The 11,194-nt window shown below is 63.7% G+C and carries 7 protein-coding genes; 1 reads left to right on the top strand and 6 read right to left on the bottom strand.

Translation table 11 applies throughout. The features are described 5' to 3' along the window. Positions 1 to 69: 69 nt before the first annotated feature. From trpA to trpB, 3 genes are read right to left on the bottom strand one after another with little or no spacing between them, the layout of a single operon-like run. The gene (trpA, locus tag ACVOLR_RS16775; RefSeq protein ID WP_481537455.1) at positions 70 to 870 is read right to left on the bottom strand and encodes a tryptophan synthase subunit alpha; all 801 of its coding nucleotides are present in this window, start codon (positions 868 to 870) and stop codon (positions 70 to 72) included. A gap of 1 nt (position 871) precedes the next feature. Next, on the bottom strand, positions 872 to 1,525 hold the full coding sequence (locus ACVOLR_RS16770; protein WP_481537454.1) for a hypothetical protein: 654 nt from the start codon (positions 1,523 to 1,525) through the stop codon (positions 872 to 874). Next, positions 1,525 to 2,742 (bottom strand): tryptophan synthase subunit beta, encoded by a 1,218-nt coding sequence (gene trpB / locus ACVOLR_RS16765; protein WP_481537453.1) that lies wholly within the window; start codon positions 2,740 to 2,742, stop codon positions 1,525 to 1,527. The genes ACVOLR_RS16770 and trpB overlap by 1 nt, the downstream gene beginning before the upstream one ends. A 94-nt stretch (positions 2,743 to 2,836) precedes the next feature. On the opposite strand from trpB, the gene ACVOLR_RS16760 reads away from it, so the two are divergent. Further along, entirely contained in the window at positions 2,837 to 3,727 is an 891-nt protein-coding gene (locus ACVOLR_RS16760; RefSeq protein ID WP_481537452.1) for a LysR family transcriptional regulator, read from the top strand. Between the two features lie 187 nt (positions 3,728 to 3,914). Here the strand turns inward: ACVOLR_RS16760 and ACVOLR_RS16755 are convergent, their stop codons facing one another. The 3 genes from ACVOLR_RS16755 to ACVOLR_RS16745 all read right to left on the bottom strand — a co-directional run bounded on the left by ACVOLR_RS16755 (position 3,915) and on the right by ACVOLR_RS16745 (position 11,160). Next, positions 3,915 to 5,018, bottom strand: coding sequence for a toxic anion resistance protein (locus ACVOLR_RS16755; RefSeq protein WP_481537451.1), 1,104 nt, complete (start codon positions 5,016 to 5,018; stop codon positions 3,915 to 3,917). 63 nt (positions 5,019 to 5,081) lie between these two features. Next, the gene (locus tag ACVOLR_RS16750) at positions 5,082 to 5,819 is read right to left on the bottom strand and encodes a hypothetical protein (RefSeq protein WP_481537450.1); all 738 of its coding nucleotides are present in this window, start codon (positions 5,817 to 5,819) and stop codon (positions 5,082 to 5,084) included. Further along, positions 5,797 to 11,160, bottom strand: coding sequence for a DNA repair ATPase (locus ACVOLR_RS16745; RefSeq protein WP_481537449.1), 5,364 nt, complete (start codon positions 11,158 to 11,160; stop codon positions 5,797 to 5,799). Before ACVOLR_RS16745 ends, ACVOLR_RS16750 begins: the two co-directional genes overlap by 23 nt. Between the last annotated feature and the right edge of the window lie 34 nt (positions 11,161 to 11,194).

Below are 11,194 nucleotides of genomic sequence, written 5' to 3'. Positions count from 1 at the left end.
ATGCTCGGCAAGGGGCCTTGCCGGTGAATGCCCATGCCGAGCATGGCTCGGCACTACAGGTCGCGCTGCTCAGCGATCCAGGGCTTCGCGCAGCGGCTTGAGGAATGCTGCCGCCGCGGCCACTGGGTCAGCCGTCTCAGCCATTGCCGAGACCAATGCGCTCCCGACTACCACGCCATCGGCATCCACCGCCATCGCCGCCGCGCTGGCCGCATCCTTGATGCCGAAGCCCGCAACTACCGGCGCGCTGGAACGGCTGCGCAGCAGGCGCAGGCGCTCACCGGCCGCGGAACTGTCCAGGCGCTCGGAGGCACCGGTCACGCCGGCAAAGCTGACGTAATACAGATAGCCCTGCGCGGCTTGGCACAGGCTGTCCAGGCGCGCGTCGCTACTGGTCGGCGATGCCAGCAGAATCAAGGCCAGCCCAACTTCCGCAAACGCCGCGCGCGGTTCATCAGCCTCTTCCGGCGGCAGGTCGACCAGCAGAATGCCGTCCACACCAGCTGCCACCGCTTCTTCGGCATAGCGCGCATAACCGCGGATCTCGACCGGGTTCAGATAACCCATCAACACCACCGGGGTGGTCGCATCGGTCTGGCGGAAGCGCGCCACGGTGTCCAGCACGTACTGCCGCCCCGCCCCGCGCGCCAAAGCGTGCTCGGAGCTACGTTGAATGGTCGGGCCGTCGGCCATCGGGTCCGAGAACGGCACACCGAGCTCGATTACGTCAGCACCAGCCTCGACCAGCGCATGCATCACCGGCACGGTCGCCTCCAGCGAGGGATCGCCAGCGGTGATGAAGGGAATCAACGCCTTACGGCCGGAGGCACGCAGGCGGGCGAAGCATTCGTCAATTCGGGTAACAGCCATCTCAGGCACATCCTTCAATCAGTTCGACCGCGTCGGGCTGGCCCCAGTAAATGGAGGTAATCAGGCCATCGAGTGTTTCCAGGCGCAGGGCCAGCTTGGCTGCCTTGTCGGTCCAGGTCAGGTAATCGCCGTTCGGCGAGTTATAGGCATGCGGACTGGTGACCACGCCTGCCGGCAGATGCTGCTTGGCCTGGGTGACCGTCATTCCCAGCCATAGGTTGAACGGCGTCACTTCGGCACCAGGTGCTGGGGTGGCGACCTCCTGGCCCGGCTCGAAGGGTGTATTCACCTCGAAGCGCACGATGCGATCGGCAATCACCATCATCGACATGTTCTCGGGTAAGGAGCCCTTGTCGTAGTACTCGCAGTCACCTTCCATCGCCTCGCGCATGCCGTGCGAGACGAAGGCCTGGTCTCCCGGCGCCTTGCCGAACGGTGCGCCGATGCGCAGCTCACCCAACTGAGCCAGGCCGGCGCCGGCACTGGTAGCAGGACTTGCTGCCGCGGGCGCAACGGGCGCCGCCGGCGGAGCAGCAGGAGCAGCAGGAGCAGCAGATTCCGGCGCGGGGGCTGACGGCGCGCATGCGGCCAAGGCCGCAAGCAGGCCCAGCAGCAACGGCGTGCGCAGCGAACCGGGACGCGCGAAGCCGACCATCACAGCACCAAGCCTTCGCGCGCGGCGATGGTATGCACATCCTTGTCACCACGGCCGGAAAGATTGCACAGCACCAGCGCATCCTTGGGCAACTCACGCGCCAGCTTGATCGCATGGGCGACCGCATGGCTGGATTCCAGCGCCGGCAGGATGCCTTCGATGCGGGTCAGGCGATGGAAGGCGGCCAGCGCTTCCTCATCGGTGATGCCCACGTACTGCGCGCGACCGGTATCGGACAGGAAAGAATGCTCGGGGCCAACACCGGGGTAATCCAGACCGGCCGAGATCGAATGGGTTTCGGTTATCTGGCCGTCGTCATCGCACAACACATAGGTGCGATTGCCGTGCAGCACACCGGGGCGACCGGCCGAGATCGACGCGGCATGGCGACCGGTATGGATGCCATCGCCGGCAGCTTCGGCACCGTAGATCTTGACCTCGCGATCATTGAGGAAGGCATGGAACAGGCCAATGGCATTGGAACCGCCACCGACGCAGGCGGTGATCGCATCGGGCAGACGGCCATAGTCTTCAAGCATCTGCGCACGCGCCTCGCGGCCAACGATGGCGTTGAAGTCACGCACCATGCGCGGATACGGGTCCGGGCCGGCAACGGTGCCAATGATGTAGAAGGTATCGCGCACATTGGTGACCCAGTCACGCATCGCTTCGTTGAGCGCGTCCTTGAGCGTGGCCGAACCGCTGCTGACCGGCACCACGGTGGCACCGAGCAGCTTCATCCGATAGACGTTGATCTTCTGCCGCTCGATATCGGTGGCGCCCATGTACACCACGCATTCGATGCCCAACCGCGCGGCAACCGTGGCCGAGGCCACGCCGTGCTGGCCGGCACCGGTCTCGGCGATGATGCGGGTCTTGCCCATGCGCGCGGCCAGCAAGGCCTGGCCGATGGTGTTGTTCACCTTGTGCGCGCCGGTGTGGTTCAGATCCTCGCGCTTGAGCAGGATCTGCGCGCCGCCGACATCCTTGCTCAGGCGCTCGGCGTGGTAAATCGGGCTGGGCCGGCCGACGTAGTGCTTCAGGTCCTTGTCGTAGGCGGCAATGAAGGACGGATCGACCCGCGCCTGATCGTAGGCGGCTGCCAGCTCCTGCAGCGGCCCAACCAGGGTTTCGGCGACAAAGCTGCCACCAAAGCGGCCAAAGTGCCCACGCGCATCAGGGAAGGCGTGGAAATCGGAGATCGACGAATCAGTCATGACGTCACGGCTACAAGGAACAGGCAAGCACTCTAACGCAGGGCTGATGACATAAAAATGGATAATTCGGCGATCACATGTTAGAAAAACTCACATGAAGACCCACCAGTCCCTGCCCTCGCTCAATGCCTTGCGCGCCTTCGAGGCAGCTGCTCGGCTGCGCAGCGTCAGCCAGGCCGCAGCCGAGCTGCATGTCACCCACGGAGCGGTGAGCCGGCAACTGCGGGCGCTGGAGGAAGAGCTGGGATTGGTCCTGTTTGAGCGCGACGGTCGCGGCATCCGCCCCAATGCGGCCGGCCACCGGCTGCTGGAGGCGACTTCGGGCGCGTTCTCGCAGCTGCGCGACTGCATTTCCTCGCTGCGCCGACCGCAGCGCAATGACGCCTTCGTACTTGGCTGCCCCGGCAGCCTGCTGGCGCGCTGGATGATCCCGCGCCTGCAGGACCTGCAACGCGACCTGCCCGGCCTGACCCTGCATCTGGCAGCACAGGACGGTGATTTCGCCCCGCGACTGGACGGGCTGGATGCGGCGCTGATGCTGGGCCAGGCACCTTGGCCGAACGGCTGGCAGGTACACACGCTGGCGCCCGAGCGGATCGGCCCGGTGTTCAGCCCTTCTATGCATGGTGCGCATGTATTGGCCCGGCAGCCTGTCGAATCGGTGCGCGGCCACTCGCTGCTGCATACGCGCTCACGCCCGCAGGCTTGGCCGATCTGGGCTGCACGCAATGGCATTGATGCAGATGCGCTGACTTATGGAACCGGCCTGGAGCACCTGTATTACATGCTGGAAGCTGCGGTCGCCGGATTGGGGGTCGCGATTGCGCCTGAACCGTTGGTCGCTGATGACCTGGTCAACGGCCGCCTGATCGCGCCTTGGGGCTTTGTCGATACCGAAGGCTGCTGGGCCTTGTGCACTGCTGGCGACCAGCAGGACCCGCGCGTGACAGCATTGGCGGAATGGCTACGCAAGCAGCTGCTGTAGGGCTTTGTAGGCTTTTGTGGGAGCGGCGTAAGCCGCGAAGCTGGCAATGCTGGAAAGGCCCAAGAGTTTGCGCCTTCCCAACCCTCCCCTTGCCTTGGGCAAAGGGAGGGGCAAAAGCGATGGCGCCACAGGCATCTGATGCACCGGTGGCTTCGCGGCTTACGCCGCGCCCCCAACTGCAGCGTCCCTATGCTGCGCTGCCTTGCGTCGGCTGCGCCAGCCGCTGCTGCACATCCTCGCGCAGGCGCGCCAACTCGACTTCCGCCTGCTGACGCTGCTGCATACCTTCGCGGTGGATGGTTCGCACCTCTTCCACCGTAGCAATCAGCTGCTCGTGAACATGGCGCAGGGTCGCCACATCGATCACCGCACGCTGGTTGGCCTTGGCCGTTTCCACCGAGGTCTGCCGCATCAGGTCGGCATTGCGGCGCATCAGCTCATTGGTGGCATCGTCGATGGCATTGGATAGATCCACCGCATTCTTCTGCTCGCCCAGCGACAGCTGGATGGCGAACTGGCGCTTCCACGACGGGATGGTGATGTCGCGGACAGCGTTGAATTTCTCGATCAGCTGAATCGCATTGGCCTGGATCAAGCGGATCATCGGCAGCGACTGATCAGCCGCATGCTGCATGACGGTCAAGTCACCTACACGTTTGTCGAGCAGACGGATCGCATTGTCGATTTCACCGCGACGGATGCGCGATTGCGGGTCTTCCAAGCCGACCAGTGCGTGCAGCTCGTTGTTGAGTTCGGCCAGCCGCTGCTTGCCAGCAGCGATGTGCAGGCCAAGACTCTGGCGCTCGTCGCGGACGATGGCATGCATGCGATCGAACTCACCGACACGCTGGCCCATCTGCGCCTGCTGGGTGCCAACATCACGCAGCAGGCTCTCGATCTGCTGGTTGGTATCGCTGAACTTCTGCACCAGCTCGCCCTTGGAGGCGCGCATGCGGTCGATCAGGCCACCGATCACCGGCACCTTGGAGCGCTCGTTCAAACCGTCGAGCTTCAGCGAGCGTGCGATGCGCACGACCTCACCGAGCTTCTCACCCGAGGCATCCAGGTCGCGATTGCGCACATGGTCCAGCAGCTGGCTGGAGAAGGCCGCACTCTTGCCCGCCGCCTCGCGGCCGAACACATGCAGGTTGCCCGGGCTGATGTCGTCCAGCGTGCGCACGATCTGCGCGATCTGTGGACGGTCCGCTTCGCTCAAGCCCAAGGCGACCAGCATGGTGCCATCCACATCAGCAGAGGGGCCGGCCGGCAGCGGCAACGAATCCTGGGTCATCAGCAGTTCTCCTTGAGCAAGTGGCGCGCCGCGGCGCGCGAGCAATCATGTGCAGGGTGGATCTCAGCGCAGTCTAGCCTGCATGGCCCTCACCTCGTCGAGAATCCGTGTCTGTGCCTGGGCAGCCTGTTCCAGTTGCGCCTGCCTGTCGGCGGCGCGCGCAGCCAGACTTTGCTGCCGCCAAAGCGGCAACAGTACGTCGCGGATGCGCTGATAGCGTTCGATCAGCTCCAGGCCCTGAGCATGTAGCAGACGCAGCTGTTCGGCCTCGGCTTGCCGCAGGCGGGCGAGTCCACGCAGATGTTGCAGTCGCCGTTGCAGCGCGGCCTGCGCCACTACCTCGGCAGGTGGCGGGATCGCCTCGCCGGCTGCAGCCCAATCATCGATGGCAGCAACCGCCATCTGCACGCGCGCAACCTGCAGCAGATGCTGGTTCAGCTCCTGCTGCAAGGCCTGTACGCAGCCATCGGCACGCAGCAAGCAGACATCCAGCTGCCCCGCCAGTTGCTCGGCCCGTGCCTGCGCCTCGACATCTCGCCCCAACAACCGGCCAAGCAAGCCCACCGAACGACGGATCTGGCGACCATCAGCTGCCGACATCGCCTGACGGATATTGTCCATTTCCGCGACCAGCCGCGCTGCGGCGATACCGGTCTGCGGAGTCCCCAACAGTTGCTCGATCGCGGCCAGCAGCTCCGCGCCGTAGCTGGCCACAGCCAGCGCATCATCGGCCCGCAGCGCTGGCTGCGATGGCAACGGCAACAACGAGGGCGACGGATCAGGCATCGTCCGTCGCTTCATTGCCACGACTGCCCTGCTGCCCCGGCACCACCACATTGCCGCCATAGAAGTGCCGCATCAGCGCTTCATCCAGTGCCTTCTCTTCCGGCGTACGCGCACGCCGCACGCGTGGTGCGGGCTTGTTGCTGCCGCCGCCGTCCTTGGACAGCCATTCCTGCAACTGTGCGGCCAAGCCGGCCAAGGCATCGCCGACCTCGCTCTGCCGCTGCTGTGCGGCGGCCAGCACCTGCAACAGCGGGGTCAGATCCTGCGTTGGTGCTGCAGGTGCCGTTACTGCTGCAGGCGGCGCTGCGACCACGGCCGCAGGACGCTCGGCAACTGCCTGCAACAGCGTGACGATCTGCTCCCACGGCGCTTCAACCTGTGCTGCGACCGGCGCAACCGGTGCGGGCTCTTCAGCGCGCAAACCCTGCAATCCGCTCGCGATATCGGCCAACTGCGCCACCATGCGCGCGCCGGTATCGGCATCGTCGCCGCCCATCGCCTTGTCACGCATGAAGTCGCGCTTGATCTGCTCCCAGCGTGCCAACTGCGTCGCATCCAATACTTCGCGCAGCTCACCCAGCTTAAGCAGATTTTCCTCGGAACCACTGGTCAGCAGCTGCGATTCACCCAAGTAATGATCAGTCACCAACTGCTGCAGCTCGGCGGCATTCATCACCGGCGAAATCTTCTCGGACAGCTTGTTCATGTTGCGATAGCTGCCCTGCAGCCGGAACGGAGGCTCGACGCGGTATTTGTCGGCCTGCGCGGCACTTGCGATGTATTGCTGGTTGACCCGATAGACCACCTCGCGCACCTGCATCAGCCGCTGCAGGGTAGCGACGATTTCATTGATCTCCGCGCCGCTATACGCATGGCTTAGCGTATTGGTCGACACCTCCTTGCCGCCGGCCTTGTCGACCAGCAGGTAGAGATCCGCCAGGTCGCGGGTCGCCATCGGCGCCAGCACCTGGCTGGAGGTCAGGCTGTTTTCGATATAGCTGAGCTTGAACGCCTCATCCATGCCGCCAAGCACATCGCCCAGGTTATAGATGTCGGCACGGTTGGCCAGCATGTCCGGCACTTTGAACACTTCGCCGGACTCGGTGTAAGGGTTGCCGGCCATCACCACGCAGAACTTCTTGCCACGCAGGTCGTAGGTTTTGGTGCGGCCCTTCCACACGCCTTCAATACGGCGCGTGCCATCGCACAGCGAGATGAACTTCTGCAGGAACTCCGGATGGGTGTGCTGGATGTCGTCCACATACAGCATGGTGTTGTTGCCCATCTCCAACGCCAGATTTAGCTTGTGCAGCTCCTGCCGTGAGGTGGCATCCGGTGCCTGTTCCGGATCCAGCGAACGCACTTCGTGCCCCAGGGCTGGTCCATTGATCTTCATGAAGACCAGACCAAGCCGGTTGGCCACGTACTCCATCAGCGTGGTTTTACCGTAACCGGGCGGGCTGATCATCATCAACAGGCCCATCAGGTCGCTGCGTTTGTTCTCGCCCACCGTGCCCATCTGCTTGGCGAGGTTGTCGCCGATGATGGGCAGGTAGACATCGTTGATCAGCTTGTTGCGGACGAATGAGCTCAGCGGCCGCGCCTGGAACTCGCTCAAGCGCAGGGAGTCGCGCTCGCGCGCACTGATGCGGTGACGCAGGGATTGGTAGCGCTCGAAGCCGGGTTGGAACTGGCGGCGATGCGACTGCCAGCGCTGCAGGAAATCATCCACCGCCAACTGCAGATGGCCTTGGGCGACGCGCTGGTGTTCACCGAGCAGACCGCCAACATCGGCGATCAAGGTCACCTCGCGTACCTGGCTGCGCAAAGCCCGCTCGCCCAGCAGCATTGCGGCGGCTTCCGGCACATAGCCGGCCATGGCGGCGAATTTCGGCTGGCCACACATCGCCTGCAACCATTGCAGCGCCTGCGCCCATTGCAGTGCCAATCGCGTGTTCAGACGTTGCAGGCTGCGATCAAACGCGTCGGCCTGGCCAGCAGCCTGCAGCTGTTCGCGCAGGCCGGTGAGCAGCTGCCGCGCATAGCCACTGAAGGAAAAAGTCGGCTCGCCATTGCCAAGCTCAGCCAGCAGATACTCGGCGGCCAACACCGGCACACCGCTGTCGAACGGCAAGGCGTGCTCATCCTGGAATGCCGCCAATGCCAGCGCGATCTCCGCGCGCAGGGCTTCGAGCCCATCGCGCACATTGAACAGTTTGGCGATGGCGAATGCCCCTGCGGCACGCTCCAGCCACTGACTCACTTCCTCACGCTTGCCCTCACGCGCCCAGAACAACAAGGCAAGCGCACGTGGAGCCGCGGCATGAACCAGCGAACCGGCCGCCTGATACAGCGGTAAAACTGCCTGCAGGACCAGCGTTGCGTCGTGATCGTGGATACCTTTCTCGTAGCCTTCGCGATAGCGCGGCGCAGCGAAATCGCGCACCCGCTTGGCCAACGCATCGGCTTGTGCGGCTTCGCGCAGCAGCAGATCGACACTCAAGCCATCGCGGCCGTTGATGGCAGCATCCAGCAGCAGACCAGCCAGATACTCGCCGCGATAGAGCGCAGGTGATTCCGAATCCAGCGTCACCGGCCAGTAATCGCGCAGCTCCTCAAGCTCGGGATCGACAATGGCTTCGTAGTAATCAGTGCCAGTCAGGTGCACCGCTAGACCATCGCCACGCGGCAGGATGGTCAGGTCCAGCTGCTGGGTGTTGACGCTGAAGCGGTGTCGGCCAAGGCGAATGATGTTGCCACCGCCTTCGAACAGATCACTACGATCACGCAGCGCCCGCACCGCCTGATCGCGCACGCCCTTGAGGCGCGATTCCACGTCATCGGCCTTGACGCTGTCCTTGTAGTCGCGCAGGCGCTCGGCCAGCTCGCGCAGTTTCAGGATCAGCGGGTCACCGGCGAAGAAGGCGTTCAGCTCATCAACGGTGGTGAAGCGTTCGGTACGCTTGGCCAGGCCATCGAGGATCCGGTTGGCTGCGTCCAATACCGACTGCGCCTTGCGCTGACGTGCATCCAGCAAGGTCTGCTTGTGCGACTCGAAGGTATCGAGCAGCTCCTCGCGCTTGTTGAGGATGTCGCCCAGGAACTGCTCGTGCTCGCCGAACTGGCTCTCCAGTTCCTCCAGCTGCACCATCAGCCGCGACAACTGCTCGTCAGCGCGTTCCGGATCGGTCGCCAGCCCCAAAGCACTGGTGATGGCCTGACTGAACAAGGAGAACTGCGCGCCGAACTGAGCCACGGCTTCGGCCGAGCCCAATGAGCGGCGACGCTGATCGGCACGCGCACGGGTCTGGTTGAGCTTGGCGTAGATGCTGGAAATAGCCTCGACCACGCGTGTGCGCTGCGCGGCGTCATCCACCTTCAGGCTGGCCATCAACTCGGACAACATGTCCAGATCGCCCGACATCACCTGCATCTGCGCGATCTGCTCGGATAGCTGCTTGGCGGTCTGCGCCACCTGCGCGGCGGCATCCAGTTCCTGCAGGCGATCGGCGAACGGCTGCAGCGCCTTGTCACTGCCCAGGAATTCACCGGCAGCGGCGCCGACCCGGTCATGTGCCTCCTGCAAGGAGACATTCATCGCGTCGATGGCAGCGACATCCACATAGCGGAAATCGCGCACGGTCAGCAGGCGGCCGCGCAACTTGCCGATGTCACCCAGCGACTCGACGAACTCACCGATCTTCGCCCAGTTCTGCGGCTGCAGACGCCCCAGCAGCGTCTTGTGCGCAGCGGTGACTTCAGCCATCGCCTGCGCCGATTGCTTGCGGATGCTCTCGACCTTCTCGTACTCATCAAGCATCGACTCGCCGGTCGCGCTGATCTCGCGCAGCAGCGTTGCGGCGCCATCGCAGTTGGCGTCATCCAGCCAATGGTGCACATCGAACAGACGGCGCGCGTTGTGGGTCAGCAGCTCATAGCGTGGCAGCGAGACCTCGCGACTATCTATCTCGCGACCGAGGTCGAGCAGATTGGAGATACCCCGCACCAGCTCCGGGTTACCGATGCGGGCCATGAAACTGGTGCCGGTCGGCGTGTGCGCGGCGAACTCATCACTGCTGAACGGAGTCTGCCAGACCTGCATCGGATGGACGCGGGTAGGCTCCTCGTTCTCGGCGTTGAACAGCACCATGCGGCCATCGCGCATGAAGGCGTAGCCCATGCCGAACACAGGATTCTGCAGCACGCGCTGAATGCTGTTGTAGACGAACAACGCCGACTTGCCAGCCTCGCGCTCGTAGAAGATGTACAGCATGTCCTCGCCATTGGGCGAGCGGATCGAACGCTTGTAGCGCATGCCCTGCATCGAGGCGTCGAACGCCTTGTGCTCACCGTTTTGCAGGTAGTAACCACCCGGGAAAATGACGCCGTGGTCATCGGGCAGCTGCACGCAGGCCTGCACGATGGCGTCGTTGCGCACCACCTTGCCGGTCAGCGTGTTGTAGATCAGGCCACGCCAGCTGTCTTCGCGGTAGGGCTGGATCTTCAGCAGGATCAGCGAACCGACCTTGGCGAAATCGATGGTGGCATCGTCCACCGACTGGGTACTGTCCTCAACCGGCTCGCTGTAAACGCCCTGCCCGGTCTCGGTGTTGTTCTCGACCTTGATGGTCAGGTCGCCACCGGTGGTCTCGACGAAGATCGTGTCGAGGATGTTCAGATGTGGAAAGCGACCCGTGATCAACATGTCGCGGCCGGCACGGACCCACTCGAAATCGAACGGCGGCGGCAGCGCGATATCGCGTTCGCCACGTGCGTCGATATAGGTCAGCTCGCCACTGGGCGCCATCGCCCAGCGGAACACACGCACATCGGTACTGCGCTCGCCAATCTGGAACGACGCCAACAACTTGCCGTCGCGCACGATCAACTGCAGCAGGCGCGCATTCTTGTAATAGGCGTAAAGCTCGCCAAAATCGTGAACGAACCCGGCCTGTGACAGGAAACTGTTCTTCAGGTCCACCGGGGTGACGTCATAACCCTCGGCGCCATCCACCAAGCGATACAGTCCGAACACGTCCTCGATACGGGTCTGTGTCTTCAGGCCGATGAAAACGTTGTAGCCGAACAGCAGCAGGTCATCGCCGACCTGGACCACGTCGCGACCCACGCAGTTGTTCTCACTGCGGATGCGGAAACGCCCGATCACTTCCATCCGGCTGTCGCCGAATTCCTGCAGCCGGCGCTGATTCAGCGCGTCCACTACTTGCCGCAGACGTGCGCCCTGATCGCTCAGACGCTTGCGCAGCACCTCATAGGCACCGCCTTGCGCCACCGCTTGATCGGCGATGGAGCCGCCTTCCGGAGTAACGGCAGCGTCCAGATTTGTATCGGCCATCGGTAGTTCCCTGCTCTGACACCGGCAGACGCCG

It is taken from the genome of Stenotrophomonas sp. STEN030, from assembly GCF_056759995.1.
This window is presented reverse-complemented; position numbering and strand designations above follow the sequence as displayed.

What these genes read in the sequence shown, in the direction of transcription:
- ACVOLR_RS16760 (WP_481537452.1), top strand. Translation starts at nt 2,837, where the DNA reads ATGAAGACCCACCAGTCCCTGCCCTCGCTCAATGCCTTGCGCGCCTTC.
- ACVOLR_RS16750 (WP_481537450.1), bottom strand. Translation starts at nt 5,819, where the DNA reads ATGAAGCGACGGACGATGCCTGATCCGTCGCCCTCGTTGTTGCCGTTG.
- ACVOLR_RS16755 (WP_481537451.1), bottom strand. Translation starts at nt 5,018, where the DNA reads ATGACCCAGGATTCGTTGCCGCTGCCGGCCGGCCCCTCTGCTGATGTG.
- trpA (WP_481537455.1), bottom strand. Translation starts at nt 870, where the DNA reads ATGGCTGTTACCCGAATTGACGAATGCTTCGCCCGCCTGCGTGCCTCC.
- ACVOLR_RS16770 (WP_481537454.1), bottom strand. Translation starts at nt 1,525, where the DNA reads ATGGTCGGCTTCGCGCGTCCCGGTTCGCTGCGCACGCCGTTGCTGCTG.
- trpB (WP_481537453.1), bottom strand. Translation starts at nt 2,742, where the DNA reads ATGACTGATTCGTCGATCTCCGATTTCCACGCCTTCCCTGATGCGCGT.
- ACVOLR_RS16745 (WP_481537449.1), bottom strand. Translation starts at nt 11,160, where the DNA reads ATGGCCGATACAAATCTGGACGCTGCCGTTACTCCGGAAGGCGGCTCC.